Origin of the sequence: Thalassotalea mangrovi (genome assembly GCF_005116735.1) — a bacterium.
Classification (GTDB): domain Bacteria; phylum Pseudomonadota; class Gammaproteobacteria; order Enterobacterales; family Alteromonadaceae; genus Thalassotalea_A; species Thalassotalea_A mangrovi.
On the sequence record NZ_SWDB01000007.1, the window covers coordinates 58154 to 82407 of the forward strand.

General features: G+C 44.6%; 19 protein-coding genes. 10 read left to right on the plus strand and 9 right to left on the minus strand.

Features of this window, described 5'->3' with window-relative positions; translation table 11 throughout:
- The 4 genes from E8M12_RS03445 to E8M12_RS03460 are packed head-to-tail and all read right to left on the minus strand — an operon-like array spanning position 1 to position 4839.
- Complete coding sequence (locus tag E8M12_RS03445) at positions 1-1620, minus strand: TIGR03016 family PEP-CTERM system-associated outer membrane protein (RefSeq protein ID WP_136734687.1); 1620 nt, start codon at positions 1618-1620, stop codon at positions 1-3.
- Positions 1577-2605, minus strand: a complete 1029-nt coding sequence (locus E8M12_RS03450; RefSeq protein WP_246033998.1) for an XrtA-associated tyrosine autokinase — start codon at positions 2603-2605, stop codon at positions 1577-1579. Before E8M12_RS03450 ends, E8M12_RS03445 begins: the two co-directional genes overlap by 44 nt.
- A 1-nt stretch (position 2606) precedes the next feature.
- On the minus strand, positions 2607-4208 hold the full coding sequence (locus E8M12_RS03455; protein ID WP_136734688.1) for an XrtA system polysaccharide chain length determinant: 1602 nt from the start codon (positions 4206-4208) through the stop codon (positions 2607-2609).
- Positions 4209-4233: 25 nt separating this feature from the next.
- On the minus strand, positions 4234-4839 hold the full coding sequence (locus E8M12_RS03460) for an XrtA/PEP-CTERM system exopolysaccharide export protein (protein ID WP_438363448.1): 606 nt from the start codon (positions 4837-4839) through the stop codon (positions 4234-4236).
- Positions 4840-5055: 216 nt separating this feature from the next.
- Here E8M12_RS03460 and E8M12_RS03465 point away from each other — a divergent pair, with 216 nt between their 5' ends.
- Entirely contained in the window at positions 5056-6441 is a 1386-nt protein-coding gene (locus E8M12_RS03465) for a TIGR03013 family XrtA/PEP-CTERM system glycosyltransferase (RefSeq protein ID WP_136734690.1), read from the plus strand.
- Here the strand turns inward: E8M12_RS03465 and E8M12_RS03470 are convergent.
- Genes E8M12_RS03470 through E8M12_RS03480 form a run of 3 tightly spaced genes read right to left on the minus strand, consistent with a single transcriptional unit; the run spans position 6388 to position 9789 of the window.
- Positions 6388-7434, minus strand: a complete 1047-nt coding sequence (locus tag E8M12_RS03470) for a polysaccharide deacetylase family protein (protein WP_136734691.1) — start codon at positions 7432-7434, stop codon at positions 6388-6390. The two genes, E8M12_RS03465 and E8M12_RS03470, sit on opposite strands and share 54 nt — an antisense overlap.
- Before the next feature lies 1 nt (position 7435).
- Positions 7436-8644, minus strand: a complete 1209-nt coding sequence (locus E8M12_RS03475; protein WP_136734692.1) for a hypothetical protein — start codon at positions 8642-8644, stop codon at positions 7436-7438.
- Complete coding sequence (locus E8M12_RS03480; RefSeq protein WP_246033999.1) at positions 8641-9789, minus strand: glycosyltransferase family 2 protein; 1149 nt, start codon at positions 9787-9789, stop codon at positions 8641-8643. The genes E8M12_RS03475 and E8M12_RS03480 overlap by 4 nt, the downstream gene beginning before the upstream one ends.
- A gap of 217 nt (positions 9790-10006) precedes the next feature.
- Between E8M12_RS03480 and E8M12_RS03485 the strand changes: the two genes are divergently transcribed.
- The 8 genes from E8M12_RS03485 to E8M12_RS03520 all read left to right on the plus strand — a co-directional run bounded on the left by E8M12_RS03485 (position 10007) and on the right by E8M12_RS03520 (position 19997).
- Positions 10007-11179, plus strand: a complete 1173-nt coding sequence (locus tag E8M12_RS03485; RefSeq protein ID WP_136734694.1) for a glycosyltransferase — start codon at positions 10007-10009, stop codon at positions 11177-11179.
- Positions 11179-13230, plus strand: coding sequence for an NAD-dependent epimerase/dehydratase family protein (locus E8M12_RS03490; RefSeq protein ID WP_136734695.1), 2052 nt, complete (start codon positions 11179-11181; stop codon positions 13228-13230). Before E8M12_RS03485 ends, E8M12_RS03490 begins: the two co-directional genes overlap by 1 nt.
- Before the next feature lie 3 nt (positions 13231-13233).
- Positions 13234-14760, plus strand: coding sequence for an oligosaccharide flippase family protein (locus tag E8M12_RS03495; RefSeq protein WP_136734696.1), 1527 nt, complete (start codon positions 13234-13236; stop codon positions 14758-14760).
- Between the two features lie 268 nt (positions 14761-15028).
- Complete coding sequence (locus tag E8M12_RS03500) at positions 15029-16228, plus strand: phenylacetate--CoA ligase family protein (RefSeq protein ID WP_246034000.1); 1200 nt, start codon at positions 15029-15031, stop codon at positions 16226-16228.
- Positions 16228-17382, plus strand: coding sequence for a glycosyltransferase family 4 protein (locus tag E8M12_RS03505; protein WP_136734698.1), 1155 nt, complete (start codon positions 16228-16230; stop codon positions 17380-17382). The genes E8M12_RS03500 and E8M12_RS03505 overlap by 1 nt, the downstream gene beginning before the upstream one ends.
- Entirely contained in the window at positions 17379-18002 is a 624-nt protein-coding gene (locus E8M12_RS03510) for a polysaccharide deacetylase family protein (RefSeq protein WP_136734699.1), read from the plus strand. Before E8M12_RS03505 ends, E8M12_RS03510 begins: the two co-directional genes overlap by 4 nt.
- A gap of 88 nt (positions 18003-18090) precedes the next feature.
- Positions 18091-18933, plus strand: coding sequence for a hypothetical protein (locus E8M12_RS03515; protein ID WP_136734700.1), 843 nt, complete (start codon positions 18091-18093; stop codon positions 18931-18933).
- 56 nt (positions 18934-18989) lie between these two features.
- Positions 18990-19997 carry a hypothetical protein gene (locus E8M12_RS03520; RefSeq protein ID WP_136734701.1) on the plus strand — a complete coding sequence of 336 codons (1008 nt, stop codon included), beginning with the start codon at positions 18990-18992 and terminating at the stop codon, positions 19995-19997.
- A gap of 56 nt (positions 19998-20053) precedes the next feature.
- Here E8M12_RS03520 and E8M12_RS03525 read toward each other — a convergent pair whose 3' ends face one another.
- Both E8M12_RS03525 and E8M12_RS03530 read right to left on the minus strand, forming a co-directional pair.
- Positions 20054-21364 carry an O-antigen ligase family protein gene (locus E8M12_RS03525; protein WP_136734702.1) on the minus strand — a complete coding sequence of 437 codons (1311 nt, stop codon included), beginning with the start codon at positions 21362-21364 and terminating at the stop codon, positions 20054-20056.
- Positions 21349-22428, minus strand: a complete 1080-nt coding sequence (locus E8M12_RS03530; protein ID WP_136734703.1) for a GNAT family N-acetyltransferase — start codon at positions 22426-22428, stop codon at positions 21349-21351. Before E8M12_RS03530 ends, E8M12_RS03525 begins: the two co-directional genes overlap by 16 nt.
- 208 nt (positions 22429-22636) lie before the next feature.
- Here E8M12_RS03530 and E8M12_RS03535 point away from each other — a divergent pair, with 208 nt between their 5' ends.
- Positions 22637-24181, plus strand: a complete 1545-nt coding sequence (locus tag E8M12_RS03535; RefSeq protein WP_136734704.1) for a hypothetical protein — start codon at positions 22637-22639, stop codon at positions 24179-24181.
- The last annotated feature ends 73 nt before the right edge of the window (positions 24182-24254 follow it).

Genomic DNA, 24254 nt, shown 5'->3' on the forward strand with positions numbered 1-24254 from the left:
TCAAAACTCTTTTACCAGTTCTATGCCAATGCGATTTTCATTGTAATTTAATAAAAATCGGTTTGAATTACGGTTTAAGTGTTGACCGTAAATGGTTAATGTTAATGTGGAATTTAATTCTTCATTCCATTCCGCTGCCCAGATACGGTAGTGATCGATTTGCGCTTCAGCCTCATCAAAATCCCGATCGAAGTCGTTCTTAATGTAGGAAAAACTTGCATCCACGGTGGCATTGCGGGTGACTTCGCGTGATGCGCCAATATTGAAATATTCGTATATATCATCATCACCGAACTCAAGTTCGGTGCGCTTGGTTTTGCGTATGCCAAGGTGGTAGGTAGTGCGCTTTAGCGCCAGCGAAGTGCTGAAGTTCAGGGTTTTATTGAGGCTGTAGGTTTCAGACTGGCGCAAACCAACGTCTGAAGCAAAGCCAACAAAGGTATAGCCAGTCAGATCGAATGATTCATTCGGTCCAACGATACAACTTGAGAAATCGCCCGGTGTTAAGCCAAGACACCAGACTTCGAGTTGTTGGTCGACAAAGTTGTATCGGTCAAATAACTCAATGGCCTCATTATAAGCCAGCGTGGTGGTTAGCTTGCGCATTCTGTGACGAAATGATGCCTGGTAGGCATCGCCATAAAAGCGTTGAAAAAACTTTGCTCGTAACAAGGTTCGGGCGGATGGCTGCCAATTGATTGCACCACTGATATAATCTTCAGGGGGGGCGAGAAAATCAACATCGGGTTGATTTGCGGAATCTTCATCTACCTGGTTCCAGGCAAGATCCACATCGAGACTGTCGATAATTTGCCAGCGGATACCGAATCCAAAAGAGGAGGTGCCCTGAATCTGGGTATCGAGCAGGTTACCTTCGGTGTCTTCATCGTAAAAGCGCACAAATGGATTTAATTTAAACCCGGTTATCCAGCCTATGACGATATCGGCGTTCCAATATTGTCCACTTCGACGGTTATTTGACGTGTCGAGGATTTGCCCACTAGCGTCCCAAAATATATTTCTTGCAGCATTACCACTGCGCGTATTGAAAAAACCACTATACCCTTCACGATCGCCAATCGCGTCCTGAGCTGTGTCATAGAGATAGGCCAGTTGTGCCGATGTGGTGACCGAACTAGACGTGACATTGTATTCAAGACCGGCACGAAATCGCTGAAACTGCACCGTATTGCCTGCGACCAGGTCAGCCAACGCGTTTCTGGCGCTGTTTTCGGCGACATTATCAATCGAATAAGTTGCAAACGCGGCCATGCCTTCCGGCCACAATTCAATGCGACCCATCGCTTCCATTTGATTAAAGTTATCCCGTTCGCCCAAGTCATGGCTATAGAGTACCTGGATGAATTCGTAGTCAATGTCGGCAAGCGCGCCACCAGACACATACTGTGCATTTATACCGGGTGAGATAAGTGTAACAAAACTAATGGTCTCGTCTGTGGGAGACAGCTCAACGTTATCCGTAACGACCTCTTCAACAGAGACCCGGGGTGTTAAATTCCAAGGTTCTGCTTGGGAAGAAAAGGTTAAAACAGTGCATATAGCAAGTACAGATATCTTATTGAATAGTCTTATTATCGTATCCGTAACTGTTATTACCATATAATTCCTTATGCGATTGTAATGCTTTATTTAACACCAGTCCTTTCGCTAAATCTTCATTTAACATGGCACAGGCTCGATTAACTTTTTGTATCGATGTTTTATTTTCTTCTACCGCGATTATGGCTTGCCCCATAAGTTGTGATAATGCCGCTGTTTCCGTTAAACCGAGAATCGGTGGGCAATCGAAAATAACGATTCGATCCGGATAACGGCTTGCCAATTCTTCTACCAGAGCCGTCATCTTGGCACTGGCAAGCAATTCATTGGCCAGGTAATGAGGGGTACCTGTGGGCATGATTTTTAGTTTTGCTACATTAGTCGAGTAAATAATGTCGCCAGGTTGTTTGACATTTCCCAGCAGGTATTCGATTAACCCTTTGCGTGGCTTGATACCGCAGTGCCGCAACACACTGGGTTTATAGATGTCTGCATCGACCAGTAATACGGTTTTGTCCTGTTCTGCGGCAATACTCAGCGCCAGATTAATGGCAATGAAGGTTTTACCTTCATCGGCAAGTGCGCTGGAGACCATCACCAGGTTTGGATGTTTCACATTGTTGGCTTTTGAGGTCAGGGCGTTTCCTAACAGGTTACGTTTGATTTCCCGAAACTCCTCCTGAATGCCATGATTACGAGAACTGTCCTGAGAGGTCAGGAAGCCCAGGTTTTCCAGCATCTCCAGGTCAAGCTGTAATACGGAATCGTCTTCATCGTCGCGACGTGCGGTGATTGACTCCATTTCGCTGACGTCATTATCTTTAACCGAGAGGCTTTCATTGACTTCACCAGCGACATGTTCAGGCTGCGCCTGTGCCGCTTTCTCGACAACGCTCCCAGTATCCGCATTCGAATCTGCACTGGATTGCACATTTTTCTGTGTAATGTTTTGCTCGGTGGATGAATCGGCGTCTACTCCCTCTTGTTTAGCTTTACTGGCTAAATCGGCTTGCTTTTTCGCGAGTGCTTGTTCAATGGTAGACATATCAATACACCTTAGTTTGTTGAGTTTGCGGAGCCTGACTGGAGGTCGAGTAACCGATAAATCCCGCAAGTAAGACCAATAACAAAATATTTGAAATGATAAACATGCGGGTCTTGCGTGTTTCTTTATCGAGTAACCCCATGGAGCTTGTCGCCGTAACCACACCCATAACCGGCATATTCAATGCGCGAGATAATTGATTGGATGAAACGACAATAGGGTTCGCCTGAGTCATCATAAATGCCGCGCCAGTACCTGCTCCGAGGCCGAGAACCAGAACACCTAAGTAAAACAGAATCCGATAGGGGCCACTTGGTTCGAGCGGAACCTGAGGTGGATCGACTACCCGAAACTGAATCTTGTCTGAGGTTGCATCCGCTTGTTTGGCCATCAATGCGGTTTCTTTGCGGGACAGCAGTTCCTCGTACTTACCTTTGTTGATCTCATAGCCACGGTTCAAGGCAACCAGTTCGGCTTCAATATCCGGAATGGTGCGGATTTTTTCAGTCAGTTCATCCACTTGTGCCTGGTAATTGTTAGCCCGAACCTGTAATGAGGCGATTTCGTTTTCAATTTGGTTAACCAGAATACGCATTTCCTGGTAAACCGGGCTGGCATTGGCAGCGCTAAGGTTGACACTTTCACCATCCTCGCCCTCGGTAGTTAAGGCGACATAATAGGCTTCAATTTCTTCTTTACGCAGGCGGCTCAGCTCGTCAAGGCGGCGGCGGATTTCAATCACGTCTGGATGCTTTTCGGTATAGCTGATCAACGCTGTATCTAAATTGGTTTTAAGGGTTTGAATGCGTTCATCATAAGTGGTTGAAATAGCATCGTTATCAAGGATGTTTTCTGATAAGGACTGACTGTTTAAGTCCTCTTTCGATAACTGGCCTTGCGCAGATTCAAGCCGACTACGTGCTTCCATCAATTGTAAGTTGGTGTCACGAAGACGTGTTTTTGCGCCATTTAGGGCACTGTAAAAGCCGCCTGAATCACTTGGCAAAATACCGGTATAACGCTTTTTAAATTCGGTCAGGCGTTTCTCAGCAATAACCAGCCTGTTTTCATAATCCTGGATTTGTTTGTCGAGGAATTTCTGAGCGGTATCGGTATCGCTTCGTGTTTCACCAAGGGTATTCTCGATAAATACCGTGAGCGCAGCCTGCACGATATTTTTTGCAAGTTGTGGGTCTTCACCTTCGTAGGAAATGGTGAATATATTCTCCTTGCCAACCGGTTGGATCGTCATTTTGCTCTTTAAATCGTCAATGATTTCTTCGAATTCTTCTGAATCTTCGGCCTGTAAATCGAGATCGGTCATGCGAGCAATTTTGGTCAGATTTGGTCGTCCCAATAAGGTTTTTACCATCAGGCGGACCTGATAATCTGGATCCGTCTCAACCATCAACCCTTCCATCAAAGGCCTGAGCAAAGACTGGGTATCGACATAAACCTGGGCGCTGGCCTCATATTTATCCGGCAGGGCACTTACTGCCAGCCAACCGATCGGACAAATTATCCATGTTGCTATCAGGATATAGTGCTTCTTGGCCCATACGCCCAGCAGTATTTCCTTTATTCTTTCAATTTGTTCGTACATGATAGGAATTCTTCATTGATGAAAATTAAAACCAAGCTTCCGGAATAACAATAATATCGCCCGGTAACACATCGACATTTGCGCTGATATCGCCATCTTTAATTAAATCTTCGATATTGAGCAGGTATTGCTTTTGCTCACCATTTTCGACCCGTACCAGTACTGATTGGTTACCGTCGGCAAACTGCGTTAGCCCTCCGACCGCAATCATTACGTCGAGTAAGGTCATATTCTGCCCATAGCTGACTGCTCGGGGCTGGGACGCTTCGCCAATGACTCGTATTTGCTCACTGTAAGGACCAATGAATCGGTTTACCGTAACGGTGACGATAGGCTCTCGTAAATAGGTCGAGAGTTGCTCTTCAATCGTACGGGCTAATTGGGTGGGTGTTTTCCCCGAGGCCATAATATCTTCCACCAGGGAAGTGGTAATTTTGCCATCAGGACGAACAATAAAGCTGCCCGAGACGTCTGGATTTCGCCAGACAAAGATATTCAACTGGTCACCAGGGCCGATCAAGTAGTTGTAGGAATCCGCAGTTTCAGTTTGAGCTGGACGGACGGTTGCTGAGGGTAATGATTGGTTTGAACTGCAGCCATTAATTATCCCCAAAAAGATCACAGCTATCATTATCTTTCTTATAGTCAAAGTTCCTTTCGCCATAGCTTAATGCCTTCATTGCAAAGATTATTTTTGGTTTATACAAAGGTTAGTTCAAAGATTTAATTTTTGCGCAAATTTTGTGGCAAAAATAATCATGACGCTCTGGTTTCTTGAACTATAGTTAATGGGAAATACGGATTTTCCCAATAATGTCAAACAATAAAGGATTCTGAGGTAACACTCGTGCAGAATAAAAATATTAACTACTATGCAGTGCTGACCAGACTGTTAATTCTGGTCGACTCGGTCATTTTTTTTGTCGCCTTTGCCATCAGTCATCAATTCTCGCCCCAAAATTACACCAATATTGAGGTTTTAGGTAACTCGCTGTTTTTTGCATTTGTGATGCAACTGGCATTTCTCGGCCTGGGTATATATAAGCCTAAGCTCAGGGATAAATGGTGGGGAATGCTCCGTCGATTGATTGTGGCAACAGCACTCAGTTTTCTGTTTTTGATATTGGTTCAGGCTCTGTTCAAACAGTCCTACTATATGACAGAAAGTCTATTTAATGCTTGCCTATACAGTCTTTTGGCTGCGTTTTTTTTGCGCAGTTTATTGTTGGCATTTAATGTTCTCGGGTTTGCAAAACGAAACGTATTAGTGCTGGGAGCTGGTGAGAGAGCAACCATCATTGAACAGAGAATGCGACGCAAAATTGATCGCCAGGGTTTTAATCTCATAGGTTTTGTTTATATGCCCGGAGATGTCGAGCCTCGGTTTGATAAAGAGAAAGTGATTCACCTTGGGGATCGGTCATTACTTGATTATATCGGTAAAAATAATGTTCAGGAAATTGTAATCGCTACAGACGAAAGGCGAGAAAACCTGCCGATTGAGGAGCTGTTTGCCTGTAAATTGCGAGGTGTAGTTGTTTCCGACATCCTTGACTTTTTTGAGCAGGAGACAGGTCAAATTGCCGTCAACCTTATTTACCCAAGCTGGTTAATTTTTTCCGATGGATTTTCTTCATCCAATGAAATCCGTAACAACCTTGACTGGCTGTTTAACGCCAGTTTAGCTGCTGTTTTATTTTTGTTAACCTGGCCTATTATGTTACTGACCTATATTGCGATTAAACTTGAAGACGGCATTCGCTCTCCTGGCTTTTACTGGCAAGAGAGGGTTGGCCTGAATGGCCACGTTTTCAAAATTGTGAAGTTTCGCAGTATGAGGACTGATGCTGAACGCCATGGTATCAAGTGGTCTTCAGAAGAAGATGACAGGGTAACCCGAGTAGGTCGCTTTATTCGTAAATATCGGATTGATGAGTTACCGCAAATATATAATGTTATTAATGGTGATATGGGTTTTGTCGGTCCAAGGCCTGAGCGCCCGGAATTCGTGGAATACCTGCAGCAAGTGATTCCTTACTACTATGAACGTCACAATGTTAAATCTGGTCTGACTGGATGGGCACAATTGAAATACCCTTATGGCTCCAGTGATGAGGATGCTTTGGAAAAGCTTAAATATGACCTTTATTACATTAAACATCGCAGCTTTTTCATGGATTTACTTATCCTGATACAAACCGCTGAGGTAGTCCTCCTTGGCAAAGGGCGCTAGTTTCTGATTTAACAGGTTTCTACATACATTAAATTTCAGTTTTCTGACCGTGCAATGATTGTCAACGGAAAAGCGCGGCAGCTCAAATCGATTTGCTAGCAGATTTGCTCCTAGCTTGTGGAGAAAAGTGAACGCCAGCTGGTAACCGCTCTTTCTAAGCAAGTTAGTTGTGATCTCATTGTAACTGTTCTCACCCCCAACTGGATAGGCAAAAGCGGAAATCACCGTATCTAGCTGTTGCTCCAGGCGACGTTTAGACTCTACAATTTCCTGTTCCTGCTGAGCTTCATTGAGATGCGATAGTATTTGGTGACTGCAGGTTTGTGAACCTATTGATATGCCATTGCTAAGAACTTCACGCAACATATCCCAGTTCATAAATAATGATTCTGATATGGTTAACTCATTGTCCTGATAGCCTGAGGCTTTGCGCAAGATGGCTAACTTCTCCGCCATGGATAACCGGTGATTTTGTTTCATAAACCTGAGCATGATACGTATTTGCTCGGTAACCGGTGCTTTGTACCAGTTAATCGGTAATTGCCACTTTTTCAGCTGCTGGTGATTTATTTCGGTATTTTTAAGCAACCAGGCTACCTCGTCCCACCAGGGAACCAACGGGTTATCAATAAAGTCGGTGGCGATAAAAAAGGTCGCAGGTAAGTTAGCAGACTTGAGTAACGGATACGCGAGGTTGAAATTGTCCTGGTAACCATCATCAAAGGTGATGATCGCCAGGCGGTCTTTGATCGGGCTGTTGTTACGCATGATTGTCATCAAGTCATCAAGACTGATAACATCAAAATTGCTTTTGAAAAATTTTAAATGGGCTTCAAATTGTTCAGCACTGCAGCTGAATAAGTTCGGGTCGTACTGAGTCTCTCCAGGATCACCGATACGGTGGTAATTAAACCCATACAGCCCTTGTGGACGTAATTTCCACAATAGCCAGCCAAGGCCTGAATATTTAAATAAATCCGCTTTATAATCCATGTCATGCCTTATGTTTTATTTCTTCATTGAAAATATCGGCAACTTTATATTCGGGCTTTGGAATAATAAAATCTCGATAAGCACCAGGCTCTCCCTGCACATCTGCTTCTGCTGCTTTTATAATGTTGTACATCTCTCGGGCAGAAACGTAATGTAATTTATATTTTTTACCATCATTGTATTTGTTTTCCAAATACTCACACATTTGTTCGAAAGGTTGGCCTAATAAGGTATCCATGGACTCTTCCTGAGTGCCGTGGGTGTGTACCTTTACAAACAGCCAGTCTGGCTTGTTGTTAACGCTGATTTGCGTATTTACCCAAAGGTCAATTCGATCCGGAGAGGGTGGCATATTGCCACGAATGTCAGCATTTTCTATTTGTGGGAAGATTTTCTTTTTTAAACGTTGCCAGTTGAGTGCTAATGGTCCGGTAATAATCATTAAATCTCCCCAATGACGCCCTCCGCGCTCAACCGGTTTACCAGTATTATGGGAGTTTGGTTGGCCGGGGTGGTCTTTGGCATAGTAAATTTCGTTGGCCAATGCAGGTTGTGTGTCGCTTGGCGCGCTGGGGAAAGTGAAATCTGCGAAACAACCGGTTTCTTTGAGGACTACAAGTTCATCATTGACCCCGCATAGCTTGCCATCGGGTCGGGAATTATTGAGACACCAGTTACCATGAATAAACGCATATTCAAGGTTTTTTGATTTTGGGTTTCGGCAAAATGCACCATGATTTTCATGCAGGGTTTGAGTGAAAGAGGTCAGGGTGTTTCGTAAGTTTTCACTGGTATCATTGTCATGGTGCAAATGCACCTCGATTTCACCAAACCCCTGGGCACAGATGTAGGCTATTTTATCCAGATGTTCTCGTCGATATTCTTCTTCCGGGTAAAAAAAACTGTGCTTTGGATGCTCACCATCCGCATCTTTGAATTTTCCGGCGATCTGGGGATAATCATAAAGCCAGCGATCGACCCGGGCACGTTCCTGTTCAATGCTGATGTTCTTACCCCATTGCGGTTCATAGTGATCGACAAAGCAAAACATAACATGGGTCAACTGCTCTGATTGGCCAAAATGATGCCATTTTCCGGTTAGTCTTCTCTTGATGAAATGACCGAGCCAGAGATTAAGATTCTTTTTATATAGGATCGCACTAATCCCTGCCGTTGAAAGTATCACGAGTGCGAGTAACCAATAAATCATGAGCGGGAAGTCCTTTGCCAGGTGCCAGTTAAATTTCGTCGACTAAAAAGCACAAAACCCTGCATCAGAGCCGTATTTAATCGTAAAAAGAACGCAATAAAGGTTACAAACCAGGGAGGGCTGTGACCTTTATCAATTTGTCGGATCCCCCAGATACCAAGCCCATAAAGACAGCACTGTAACAATAAAAAGCCGCCGTAAAATGGCTGGCCGGCAATCAACAAATTACTGAACAGGGCAACGATCATCAGGTGTGGTGTGAACCAGCGTAACACTTTGTGGGAGAAATAGGCGAAGCAACGCCAGCCTTGGGAGGGATTAAGAAGCCAGAGTAAATTACTGAATGCCTGATAATTACCAGCGCCAATGCGAATCCGGCGTTTGCCTTCATCAATAGCGCTGGGGGCAACCTCTTCCCGGGCTTTGGCGCCGCGGTGATAAGTTACCCGATAGCCTTGTCTGGCAATATTCATGACGATTTGAAAATCGTCGACTATGGTGTTGGCATTAATCGGCAAATAAAGCTGCCGGCGAATCGCATAAATGGCGCCATTGGCGCCAAGCAGCGCATTGAGCTGGCTTTCCTGGTTTTTAATAAATTGTTCATAGCGCCAATACAGGTTGTCTTTATTGGTGTTGACACCGTGGTTGAATAAATCGAGTTCACCACAAACGGCGCCGACTTTTGCACTGGTGAATCCGGCAACTAACTGTCGAATTGCGTCTGCTGCAAACTGGGTATTGGCATCAGAAAACACTACGATATCGGTTTTGACCAGCGCCAGTAAATCATTCAGGGTACTGGCTTTACCGCGATTACCTGGAAATAACTTTATCTCAACCTGAGGGTGATCAACGCGGGATAAAATGGTGTTGGTGGCATCGGTACTACCGTCGGAACCGATGAAAATATGTAGCTTTTGCAATGGATATTGCTGAGCCAGCAAATTGTCAATGCGCTCGCCAATACAGTGTTCTTCGTTATAAGCTGCAATGACTACGCTGACATCCGGTAATTGTTCATCGGCCAGAGGAACAATCTCTGGTTGGCGACCAAAAAGGCGAGCAAAAATGAAACAAAGGCAAGGGTAGATAACGTAACTGTAGGTAATGGCTATTACCGCTACCCAAAAAACAACTTCCATTTTCATCCCCTGATTATTCATTGTTATTCAATAAAATATATATCAAGAAATGAATTTTGGCAGGGCACAGGAAAAATAATTTTTTTGCCGAAATCCTCCGGTCGAACAGGTCAATTTTACAATTCGAATTAATTTGCCGGTCGAGCTAGCAGGTTTCCAGATCTGCCATATACTCAATGGTATTCCGACTATAAAAAAAACTAAAGACTGCACCAAAATGAATAACAAATGGGATGTTATTTACATCGGTAATGAATACAGTATCGACAATCGCACCAGTAGTCATCACCTTGCCAAACGACTCGCTGCCCAGCATAACCTTCTCTATGTCGAGGCGGCGGGCCTGCGAATGCCCAGGTTGTCAGTTTCTGATCTGAAAAAAATATTCACTCGTCTCTACAAGGCGTTTCACCGAAAGCCGAAAAAACTTCCTGAATTCGAAGTGTTGTCGTTATTTTTACTGCCGTTGCCATCTTCCTGGTGGCTTAGCCGCTGGAATAAAAATAGGGCCATCAACAAAATAAAAAGAAAATGCACGCAGATGCATTTTACTAATGCGCCCGTCGTTTGGTGTACCGTGCCTACCCTGGCTGATGTGATCCAGAAACTGCATCCACGGGCCATCATATATTATTGTGTTGATGACTTTTCGGCCCTGCCCGGGGTTAATCAACAACGCATCATTTCTCTCGATCAAACACTCAGTTCCCAGGCGGATTTAATCTTCACACCATCAATGCCATTGTTTGAAAGAAAACGCCGTGAATATGAAAGAGTATTTTTAAGCCCTCATGGAGTTGATGTTGACCATTTTTCACAGGCGAACCTGCCAGGTCCTATTCCGCCGGAGTTAGCGAACATCAAGGGGCCGGTGGTTGGGTTCTTTGGCTTAATCGAATACTGGATTGATATTGACCTGGTATGCTTTGTTGCTCGTCAACTGCCGCAGGTAACCTGTATTCTGATCGGTCGCATCACCGTCGATTTGCGACAGTATGATATTCCAGCCAATGTAAGATTTATTGGGCAGCGCTCCTATGAACAGCTACCGGATTTTGCGCGTCGCTTTGATGTCGCGATTATTCCTTATGTGTTAAATCAGCAGGTATTTAATTCAAATCCATTAAAGTTGCGCGAGTACCTCGCCACCGGCAAACCAGTGGTGTCGGTCAGTTGCCCGGAAATTGATAAATACCGAGAAGTCGTCAGTATCGCCAATGATTATCAGGAATTTGCCAGCCTGGTCGGCATGGCCATTAATGATACGGACCAATTTGCGCGTGAAAAACGCCAGCAAGTGGTCGCTAAAGATACCTGGGAATCACGGTATCGCAAAGTCAGTGAACAAGTCGAAACCATTCTGAATAGCAAAAAAACAATGGAGCAATAATGAGAACCGTAATTATTGGTTGTGGTAATTTAGCGCGTGTTCATTTGCAGAAATTACGCAATATGAATCCAGACATTGCCCTGGCGATTGTTGATATTGATCCTGAGCGTCTGGCGCAGTTTTCCTCTGAGCTTGGCATCAGTGCCAGCTTCACCAGTATTGAGCAAATGTTGCAATCTTTTCGCCCCGATTATGCCCATATTACCACGCCTCCGGGCAGTCATTATTCGCTGTGTGAGCATTTATTGTCCAGCCAGGTGCACTGTCTGGTCGAAAAGCCGCTGGCGATGACCAGTGAACAAATTTCAAGTTTACTCACCATTGCTGGCAAAGAGCAGGTTAAGCTGACCGTAAATCATATGCGTAGCTTCGACCCGATGGTAAAAAAAGCAAGGGACCTGATCAAACGCAAAGATTTTGGCGAAGTGAAAGCGGTGAATGGGCGTTACAGTTTCGATTATTTTGATAATCGCAAATACGACTCGACCAGTCGCTGGATGGAGAAATTACCCGGTGGGCCGGTGTTTGATATCGCACCCCACGTGTTTAGTGCCATGGAGCAATTCACCGGACCGTTACATTATCAGGCAAGCCAGGTTACTGCCATTGGTGATAAGGTACACGATTATCAGTTACTTTTGACTAACGACAAGGGCATATTTGCCAGTGCCCTGATGAATTTAAATACCCTGCCTCTGAAAAACGAAGTGATCGTTGAGTGTGAACGAGGCTCGGTTCATCTCGATTTTCGCAATTTTATTATCAATTACCAAAGTGTCAGCGCCCTGCCAAATGCAGTGTCGAGAGTAACGGCTAATTTACATGGTGCCTGGCAATTGCTGTGGGGTACAACGGTTGCGATCACTAAATTTGTCTTCAAACGCCTTGATCCCTATGCAGGTCTGGATGCCATCATCAAAGATTTTTACAGCGAAAAAATGATTAATAAATGCGCCGAAGACGCTCACAGATACCTGCAAATCATGGAGCGAGAGCCGGCTTTTGTGCCAGCAACGGAGCGAGTTGAGGAGCAAGAGCTAGCTGCGGCAGATGTATTGGTCACTGGCGGCCGGGGATTTTTAGGTCAGGCCCTGGTGTTGCGCCTGTTGAAACAAGGCCGGGTGGTGCGGGTTTTGTTGCACTCGAATAGCCCGTTACCGCAAAGCTGGCAGCCCTATGAGAAACAAATTCAGGTGATTATCGGCGATATTTACGATCACAAACTTGTCTTACGCGCCTGCACGGATGTCAGAAAGGTATTTCATTTGGCAGCCGCAATGCAGGGGAACTGGCATTATCACCTGGATACCACGGTAACAGGTACTAAAAATCTGTTAACTGCCAGCTCGCAACAAGGGGTTGAGCAACTTATCTATATCAGTACGCTGAATGTGTACCACGGAGAAGATTATCAACAGAGTTACAAAGTTGATGAATCTTTTCAGTTTGAACGGCAACCGCAACAGCGCGGCAATTATTCCCACGCTAAGTGGCAGGCTGAGCAGGCTGTACGGGATTTTGCGTCTGACAACCCTGAGATTCAGGTAACGATTTTCCGGCCGGGCCTGATTTACGGACCAGGACTGGATCCTTGTCTGAATGACCTGGGCATCTCTATTGGCGATAAATATCTGTTATCTATTGGAATGGGAGATCGACGCTTACCTCTGGTATATGTGGAAAATGTGGTCGATGCCTGCGTGTCAGCACTCAAACACAGTGATGGAACGTTAAAGATATTTAACCTGGTTGATAATGATTACCCAACTCAGCGTGAATACATTGAGTTATTGAATCAAAATGGTAAGAAGAAGCGGCTAATCCCCATTCCTCTGGTGGTTTACAAAACCGCGTTCTGGGTGCTTGATCACTTGTGCGCAATCGGACTGAAAAGAAACCCGCATTTATCCTACCGTTTACGCTCGATATCATCGTCACCGGTATTTGATACCAGTGAAGCGCAACAGACGTTGCACTGGCAACCTCAGGTGGGCCTGAAGCAGGGCGTCAATGCGGCAATTTCGGCGCTGAACCAAGCGGGCGTTAAGTAAATAATGAAAGGTCTGCTGCTGAAAAGTACGGCGTTTCGATTTTTGGAGCGCTTTATTATCCTGCTCATTTCGCTGTTGATGACGCCGTTTTTTATTCATCATTTAGGTGAAGAAGGTTACGGGCTTTGGATTATCATACTATCGGTACTCACCTGGTTTAACGTGGTTAACCTCGGGTTTCCTTCTGCGGTACAGCGTCATATCACCCTGGCGCTGGAAGCGGGTGATGAGGAGCAGGTCAACCGCGTATTTTCCACGTCTATTGTTCTTTTTCTCGGGCTGGGAATCATTGCCGCAACCGGGTTGCTGACACTGGCTCAATTCCCTTCCTGGCTGGGCATTTCCGGGCCAATGGAAGTGACATTAAGTTACTGTTTCCTGTTCCTGTCGTTAAAAATACTGTGGGGGTTCCTAATGAACTGCCTGCACGGTTTTTATGTGGCGGTATTGAGGTTCGATATTGATGCTAATATTTCCTCCCTGAACGCGATCATGAAAGCCATTATTGTCTATTTAACCATACCGCAACTAGATATCTATGGTGCTGTGCTGGCAACTCTTATTGCCGATGTGATAACCAATGGTTATAAAGTTTACTGGGTGAAAAAAAACTACCCTTATTTGACGTTTCGTCGGCGATTTGTCAGTAAAGCCGAATTTAGCAGTCTATTTCACTTCTCCAAATATGTAGTCGCAAGCGGCATCGCCAGTACCATAAATACCAAATCAGATCCGGTTATCGTCAGTAAATTTATGGAATTGGCAACGGTAACGCTGTTTAGTATTGCTACCCGGTTATGCGGTCATGTGCAGGCGTTTGTGTTATCTGTATCCGGTCTGTTTCAACCGATATTCACCAGGATGGTCGCTCGCGGGACCAATATGGAGCGCTTGTACAATCAGGTAACCAGCCTGAACCTGTTTGTCTGTACCGCCCTGTTCTTACCTTTGTTTATTTTTTCTCCCTTGTTTGTCGAATTGTGGGTTGGGCCGAAGTTCATTCCTGCCACTGATTTGATTGGATTTTTTATTTTTGGCTACATGTGCATTGCCGTAGGCAGCGGCGTTAATAATGTCCTGTTCGCACAAGCGAATCATAATTGGATATTTGTCGGTAACCTACTTGGCGCATTTGTACATATCGCAATGTCGGTTTATTTACTGGAGGATTATGGCTTGATTGGGGTTGCCATTGGTACTCCCGCTGGCTTCATTATTTCCGAACTTATCTTTAAGTTTTCGTTACTTAAATATTATTGTAATTTCAGGCTGTTGCCGATTTACCTGCGCTTCGGGTATGCGCTTGTGGTGCTTTACGGGCTAGGTATCCCACTGAAACAATGGCTACAAACTTATACCGCAGAGCAGTGGCTAATATGTTTTGGCCTGGCATTCATAATCCTGCCAATTACCACCCTGATTGCTTATGTGGCAATTCTCGACCCAGAAGTGAAAAGAAAAATCATCGAATTGGCCTTACAAATTAAATCGACACGGTGGAAGGGGAGTACCGAATTGGACAACCCTTGAAATGCCAGAAAATAAAGAGTGCTATTGATAACAATTAATGCTGATTTTCTAACGCATATCACCCGCACATTGTGATGTATTGACTATACTCAATTCAGTAATAATAAACGGCAGTGTAGAAATGGATATTTACGCAACATTCTTCCGATCAATCTTATTTCCAGGGTACGAGGCCTATAAAGGTCGTAAAACCTCCTCATTGCTCACATCGGCAGAGCAACGATTACAATGGCCTCGACAAAAAATTGTACAATTCCAACTTGAACGAATGCGCGAACTGCTCTGTTTTTGCCAAAACAATGTACCTTACTATCAAAAGCAGTGGCTGGATATTGGCTTTAATCCCAACAATCTGACCTCCGTTGAACAGCTAAGTGAATTGCCTTTGTTGACGAAACAGGATGTGCAGGATCATTACCAGGCGTTAATCCCGGAAAGCAAACGCATCAGTAATATGAAAAAGTCGACGGGCGGCTCTACCGGGCGTCCTTTTCATTTTGAATTGGATAAAGGCAGTTATGAAACGCGCCAGGCAATTATGTGGCGTGGATACGGCTGGGCGGGCGTCGATATTGGCACCAAAACCTGGTATTTATGGGGGGTAGATCTCGGTCAGCAAAGCTGGAAGCATAAGCTAAAGGACGATTTATACCATCGATTTTATCATCGCAGGATTGCCAATTCGTTTGCTCTGAGCAATGACAACTTTGCCGAGTATACCGCCGAGTTAAACCACTATAAGCCAAAAGCCATCGTCGCCTATGTAGCTCCCCTGTACAGCCTGGCAAAATACATTAATGAACACGACGTTAAAGTGCATCAGCCCGAGGTTATCCTGACGGGTGCCGAGGCCTTGCTGGAATACCAGCGCCAGGAAATTCAAAAAGCATTTCGATGTCAGGTATTCAACACCTACGGATGCCGTGAATTTATGTTAATTGCGGCAGAATGTGCACAACAGCGTGGCTTGCATATCAATATCGATCAGTTGGTGGTTGAAACCGTCGACCATAATGGCGCTGCGGTGAAAAATTCAGTTGGCGATATTGTCATCACGGATTTATTTAACTATGGCATGCCATTAATCCGCTATGCGAATGGTGATCAGGGGGTTATCAGTGAGCGTCAGTGTTCGTGCAGCAATCCCTTACCCATCCTTGAATCCGTGAATGGTCGCAAGCTGGATATCATCCGCTCCCCGCAGGGAAAAATTTTGCCGGGAGAATTCTTTCCGCACTTGTTAAAAGACTTTCGCGGAATTGAACGATTTCAGGTGCGGCAAAAATCGCTGTCTAGCCTGGATATTTTTATTGTCGCCAATGATAAATTTGATGATCAGGTACAAAGCACGATTGATGGTCAGATCAAAGCGGTGATGGGCGAACAGTTACAGGTAAACTTCCATCAGGTAAGTGAGATACCTCTCACCAGTACCGGTAAACACCGGGTTACGATATCGGAGCTGTGATGTCGAAATTGTTGATCATAACCAATCTGTATCCTTCCTCCTGGGATCCCAACCGGGCGACATTTAATAAACAGCAATTTGATCGGTTGGCTGATTTTTTTGATGTCAGCATTCTGGTTCCGGTTGCCTGGACGAAATGGTTAAAGCTTTCGCAAAATGAAAAGCGAGAGGGGGGTGAAAATCTTCGCTACCAGCCGTTTTTCTATACGCCAAAATTTCCCTACGCCATGTTTAGCGTATACATGTTTGTTTCGCTATTTACCGCATCGTGGCGTTGGATTAAAGCATTACGTCCCAAGGCATTACTGGCGAGTTGGGCATACCCTGAAGGCGTTGCAACAGCGCTACTGGCAAAGTACCTGAGTTGTCCATTTTTCATTAAAGTTCACGGTAGTGATATTAATGAGTTTGGCAAAGATAAGTGGCGAGCAAAACAAATTACCTGGGCAGCAAACCGGGCGGCGGCAGTTTTCGTGGTAAGTGACGCGCTGCGTCAGCGAATGATTTCCCTGGGAGTTGACGAACAAAAACTTCACCTGGTTTACAACGGTGTCGATAAAAAGCTGTTTTTTCCGGCAGCAGCGTCACACCCCAGGACATCGAAACGATTGCTATATGTTGGCAATCTGAAGGCCAATAAGGGTGTTATCGAACTGATCAGTAGTTTTACTGAGCTGTTACATCAATTTCCAGACAGCAAGCTGGTGATCGCAGGCCAGGGAGAGATGGAGTCAGCTATGCGGCAGATGCTTGATGACAGGTTGGCAGCAGATAAAGTCGAGTTTTTGGGGTCAATTGCGCATCAACAGGTGGCGCAGGAAATTCGCCTCAGTGATGTGGTTGTGCTACCGAGTTATGCTGAGGGAGTTCCCAATATCCTGCTTGAAGCAATGGCCTGTGGTAAGCCAGTAGTCGCTACAAGCGTTGGTGGCATTCCGGAAATAGTTACCGAAAAAACTGGCATTTTAGTGCCAGCGAAAATGGTAAAGCCTCTGACACAAGCGATGATACACGCATTAACAAAAACATGGTCTGAGCGGGAAATCGTTAATCATGCAGCGATTTTTGACTGGCATCATAACATTAGGTTGGTGCACAAGGTCATCGAACAGGTCATTGAGCAACATTCTGATAACTCCGTGGTGTCAATATGAGCTTTAAGTCGCGTCTTATTCAACGTTTATTTCCAAATGATAAAATCTATACCAGACGTAAGTCTGGTGACAAGTGCCTGTATCTTACCTTCGATGACGGACCGACCCCACAGGTGACTCCAAGGGTGTTAGAACTATTATCACAGCATGATACCAAGGCGACTTTTTTCTTTATTGGCAAACGGATGGAAAATAATCCTGAGCTTGTCAAAAAGGTCAAAGAGCAGGGACATTCGCTCGGCAATCATTCGTATTATCACAAAGGATTTAAACATATGCCGACCAAAGACCAGCTCGAGGAGATATTACAAACCAATGAATTGCTGGCAAGTTTTGAGGTAAATCAACAAAGTATCATATTCCGCCCACCACATGGTCGGTGGCGAATCGGGTTGTTGTGGCAATTGTTAAAACGAAACATACCTTTAGTACTTTGGTCCGTAGATAGCAAAGATTACTCCAGGAAAAACTCGCAAATACTGTGTCGTCGACTATCAGAAATGTCCTTGAGGGATGGCGATATCATCTTATTTCATGACGATAATGAGTTGTGCCTGGAGATATTAGACAATTTGATTCCATTATGGAAAAAACAAGGCTTTAGTTTTGCGACGTTGTAGTTAGCCAAAAAACTCAGAATTTAATAAAAGTGTTCAAGCCGGAGCGTATTTTATTGTTTGCGGCCTATAACTTTGTTTGGAGAGTCTGATGAAAGACAGCCTAATACAGTATTATTTGAAATCGAGTAAGGTCTTATTATTAAACAAAAGTTTTTTATCGGTATTTCGAAAAATGCCGAACTGGATGCGCATTTGGGGATTTTATCTGGCATCTTATTTGCGGGGTTCAAAATCGCAACATTGCAATTTTGTTATTTTTGCACAGGGAAGAACAGGTAGTACGGTGTTAGTTGACTTGATTAACTCCCATCCGGATGCGTTTTGTTACGGAGAAGTGTTAGCTCCCAATGTCGTGCGCGGTGTAAAAAAACCGGTACGTTATGCCCAGGGCCTGACCGTATTTGCCAAAACACCAGCGGTTGGCTTTAAAGTAAAAGTGTATCAACTGGAAAAGGCTCAAAACCAATGCCCACGCAAGGTGTTACACGATTTTTCCGACAATGGGTGGAAAGTCATCTACCTGCATCGAGACAATCTGCTGGAGCATGCAATATCTGATTTGCGCAGTGAAAAAACCGGGACATATCACCAGTTCGGTAAAAATAAACAGCAACAGCCTCTGGTTGATATCAATTATGAAGAAGTAGAGCGAGTTGTAAAATTCCGGGAAAATTGTCGGATGGCCGAGAAGAAGGCACTGCAAGGGATCGATTATTTCGATATTTCTTATGAAAAGAACCTCTGCGATGCTACTAAGCAAACAGAGACACTCAACCGCTTGTTCGATTATCTTGGCTTACCAGAGCATCAGGTGAGTACCAGGTTCAACAAAGTGGTTAAGTCAGATCTGTCAAAAGTGATCAGTGACTATGCAACCTTAGAGCAGCGCCTGAAAAATTCGCCTTACCAACACTTTTTAAATGCACGTTGATACTTTTAAGGATAGCGTCAAACCTGAAATAATGATTTTAAAACAAGGGGTTACAGATGGGATTCAGAGGGTTGGCAGCATTACCCGATAAACTTATCATTACCGGTGGCAAGCAACGCCGGTTTCATTACGATATGAAAGAGTGGACCGGTTACGGTGCCGCAAAGGCTTTACAAATCCAATTTACCCCGGACCTGAAGGTCAGCGAGGTCATTGATTACACGTCTCCTGAAGATTGTCTGCCTGAGGATAGTGAAGCATCCATTACATTTAAATCAGGAACCCGCCGTTCGGAAAGTTTATGGGTTGCAACGCAGACCGAAGCCTTATGCTTTTCAACTCAGGATTTTTCATTGCAACACCGAATTAGTCATCCCGTGTTTAACGATGTCCATCATGTATACCCGACTTTAGATGATACCTTGCTGGTCACTTCGACGGGTTTAGATGCGGTCTTTGAGTTTACTCCCAGTGGTGAAAAAATGAATGAGTGGAGTTGCACGGAAATGGACATCTGGCAACGATTCGAACCGGGTAAAGATTATCGAAAAGTACTCACTACCAAACCTCACGCCGTGCATCCAAATCATTGTTTTGAATATCAGGGCAAGTATTGGGTGAGTAATATGAAAAAGAGTCAATGCCAGTGCCTGCAGACAGGGGAAGTGATTCACCTTGATTCCGGTAATATTCACGATGGTATCCTGGTCGGAAAATATGCATATTTTACCCATGTAAATGGATTTATCTCCAAAGTTGATATGGACCTGCAGCGGGTCATCGAGATCCATGACATGAACCAGATTGAGGTAGGCCCTAAGCAACTGGGGTGGTGTCGTGGATTGTATTGTATCGATGAATACCGGTTTCTGGTCGGTTTTACCCGTATTCGCCCATCTAAAATGCAGATGGGCATGGAATGGTTAAAAAACCGCTTTTATGCAAAAGGCTGGCAAGGGTGTCTGCCAACGCGAATTTGTTTGTTGAATACGAAAACCATGAGCTTTGACTGGCAGGTGGATTTGGAGCAGCACGATATTCATGCGGTATTTTCTATCCTTTAGCTACCTTGAAACCTAGGTAGACAACCTGACTTATAAACTCTGCCGGCCTTTCCGCCTCACAGCAGGACTATCGTGATTATGTACATGGTGAAAACCGACAGCGGAGCCATGAACAAAATTTTCAAAATCGTTTTAGGCTCTTCGCTGGCACTCACTTCAGGGATTTTCGCTCTCACCTGAACGTAAACACCAAATGCCAGGCCTAAAAACATGTACAGAAAAACGATATAACTTCGGCTAAGAAAGAAAGCGGTAGCCATGAATCCGATTAGACAGTAAAAATAAATTTTCGCTAGTGCCAGGTTTTGACGCAGAGTTTTATCCTGAAGTTCGCTTTCATACTTACTCGAATCTATGTTTATGATTTTAAGGAGCATGATCATGGTTAAAATGATCGTCATAAACCACAGGGTGTAGCCAATAAGTCCTAGTTCAGCAAAAATTAATACATAGGAGTTGTGTGCGGTTCGTCCATGATTTTCTATAAACTGGTTGGCGCCGACCCCAAATAATGGACTGCTCTTTAACATCTGGATTCCTTCATACCAGGCATCGATGCGCCCGTAGGCGCTGTCTTCGTCGGCACTAATTTCCCTGAATAATGACATGGCGATGAACGTTATCGGCAATGAAATGATAGATGCCAGCGTCGCCTTAACAGTACCGAATTGAAAGTAACAGTATGCCAGGCACATAAATATAAGCCCTATCAAAGCTCCTCTTGAGTTGGCCAAGTATATTCCATAAAGAAGTCCGGCTACCAAAGCCAGATAAATAAAACGCATTATGAGACTTTGGCTGTTAGAGCGCAGATAGAATAGAATAGGCAAATTCATTAGCAGAAACATGCTCATATCGTTGGGGTCGTTAAACAGCCCCACATACCTTATTCGTGTGTCCTGAATTAATGAAATGCCCGTCCAGCCAATGCCGTCAGGATTGGCTCTTTGGCTCAGGCCATGGTGAACCATGATTATCGATGTTAAAGTGAACAGGAAAAAAATCCAGTTTCGTTTGGCAGGGGAATTGACTAAACTGGCGTACATGATGAAGGGCAGCAATCCATATATCGCAAAGTCAATTGATGCGAATAAGCCACCTCCAAGCCATCCATTCCAGAGACCGGATATTGGCATCAGAAAAACAATCCCCAGCAAAAACCAAGATTGGTAACCCCAAAGCTTAGGACGTTGTGATGCCAGAAAGAAGATAAAAGCTATGATTAAGAAATAGCGCGCAATGGGCGTTGGGTCTGGATTATACGTCCACTCCTGCGGACGGATAAAAAGAGCAATGGTATAGATAAACAGGAAGAAAAAGCCGAGATGAGAACTGTTTTTATCGTACAGGCCTACTGATTTTTCCATAGTAAAAAGTCCCTAGCTTGCTTTAATTTATTATTCATTGCAAAACCCAGATTGCTGGCTTTTTTAACGGCTAACCTAGATTCAAATAATTCTCGGGTGTTATCTGCAAATTGTTGTTTGTATGATCGACCCGACGCACCTTTCATAAAGTCATAGTATTTAAACTGGCGCTTGATACACTCTTCAATCAACAGAAAATGAGACAAAAAACCGGGCGAAAGATTTGGCCGGAACTCAGTGTCTAAACCGCTCTGGTAGAAATAACAAGTCTCATTATAGGTTATAGCATAGATTGCCGATATTGCTTGGCCACGAGCGAATAAGACCCAGAGCTCAAGGCGGTTATGTAACAGGGCTTGATGCATAAATTTTTGATGAAATAAACGAAATTTATCGGCTTTGAATACACCAGGCTTTTCCAGTCGTTGCCAGCGTTTCTGGTGCAAATCCTGTAAATGTTGAATGCCTTCCTCAAGGCTGGAGAGGTAGCGATAGGATTTAAATTCGCCCTGCATTTGTTGCAACCACTGATTACGGTGACGAAACATTTTCTTGCGAAAAGATGGTTGCAGCTGTTGCCAGAATTGTTCTCGCTCCGAAGGTAAGCGGCAACGGTACGATGTCCCAACGGTACTAGTGGATATAAAGAAGTAGCGATTAATTTTGCGCACAAAGTGAGCAAGGCAGCTATGTGCCAGGTAGTTATTCAGGGTAATATGAGTAACGGCTGTCATCGGTTGCTGACAGTAAGGGTGGACCCGATGGTGATTGGTGAACAGGCAGTCCATCAAGATATCACACAAATTGCTGGCTACGGATTGAAAATGTTCTGGTGCGCAGATAATGTCGAGGTATTCGCTGGCGACTTCCTCGCTTTCCGCCTCACCGGTACCTAACATCCGTAGTGTCTGATGTTGAATGTAAAATGGGGCGATTGCGATCAGGTTATCATGTTTATACAACAACACGATGTAAAGGCGATCTCCTGGCCTGGCATAGGTGTGCCACCAAAGGTTTAACCAACTAAAATCCAGAAAAAAACTTAAATGGGATTGTTTGACCATTTGCGCGTCCCAAATGCCTCGCAAATTATCAAACCCTCTGGTCGTCGTTATTATTTTACAATCCAAAACCTTGACTCGACTAAAACTCCTTAGATAGTTATAGATGGAATTAGCTAAATACCCCAAAAAATGACAATATTTTTTATTCTCAACGGCTTACCAACTACACTGAGATTTATATTGAATAACAATTAGTAAGTAACGGAATATGAAATTTTCCTGGTTGTGGTTGAGTGTGATATTAGCGGCGTTAGGGCTTAGTCGGCCGGCGTTGGCGAGCGTTGAATTTACCATTGCTGCTGACGGTGGTGGCTATCAGGTAGTGATCCCGGTTCCCGCTAATCGGGTTAAGTTGCAAAGCACCCCTGCAGTTGTACAAATTAATGGGGCTACCGAGCATGCTATTGCAGATGTCGATATTACTCATCATATGCTTTGGCCGGATGCCGATGGGCAGCCTGAATTTGTCCGGGCACTAATCGTTACATTTCCCCGGCCATTGTCCAAAAACAGTGTCTTTGCATTAAAGTTTTCCGCCAGGGCAAACGAGGCTATCAAGCCATGGTCAGGTGGCGCATTAAATCTGGCCGATGTGATTTTTTCCCCGGATTGGTTATCAGCGAGCTTGTACGCTCCGCTGCGGTCAACCAGCAACAGGCCTCCTGACTGGTTTGATTATGCTTATCAGCAGTTTGGATATCGCATGGCAGACATGGAATCCATCAACCAGGATCCTAAGATTAAGCGAAATTTTACCACATCTGCCCCCTGGCTTTATGACCGTGTTTACGTGTTGTATCAACTTTACTTTAAAACGGGCGACTTGTATTTCAAGCATGCGGCTCGTGCATCAGCCGAGATTTATCGCAGTTATCTCAATGAATTTGGCTATTTCTCTTTAAAACCGGGAACCGATATTAAATACCTGTTATCACCGGGAATGCTTCTTGATTACCAGTTTTATCCATCATCGCAGACTCGCCAGGTGATTAACCAATTCTTTCAAAACAGTTCGCGCTGGCCTGAGCAGTATCTGCCAGGGCATACATTCTGGACCGAACGTAATCTGTCAGTAGCTTTAGCCAATGCCATAAGCGAATGGGAAATCAGTCACTCATCGCAAAGCCTGCAGCGGGTTGAGCAATTGTTATCGGGTTCAAAGCGAATGCTTGAAGTGGCAATGAAAGATAATCTTAATTGTCTCGCCCATCCCTATCGTGTGCACGAGGGCAGGGGGGATGACGTGCTGGTTTGCTCCCCGTGGATGAATGCGTTGCTTGGCCATCAACTTTTTAAATGGTGGCAATTAACGGGCGATGAGGATGCGGCAGAATTACTTATGGCTCTGGCTACCGATGTTGTAGAGCGGGGTACCTACCAGGCACCGAAGGGTAAAATCGCCGGACTGACGGTTCCTAAATATCTGGTTTTTGCCAGCCCATCAAAATTTGCCGAGCAGATGTCACACTCAGACTTGCAACATGCCTGTGATGTGGCAGGGTTGTTGGTAACTGCCAGGTTTTTGAGTGTTCAACAGCAAGGCGATGATGGCTATTTCAAAGATAAAATGGAGGCATTGTTGTTAAGTTGTCGTGCCATCCTTGGTGTGGATAAAAAAAATCACAGTTGGCGGGTAAAACCACTGCGGAAATTTAACTGGTGGTTTCATTCGACCGGCAATCTTTCCTGGCAGTTGACGCAGTTGGATAGTGTTGAGCACGTGAATCCGGTTATTGGTGCTGGCAATAAGTAAATCGGCTCTTTTCTGAGAAGGTTGCAGTGATACGGACTTTACTGTCGGACTCTTGTTCCGGCGTATGCCAATA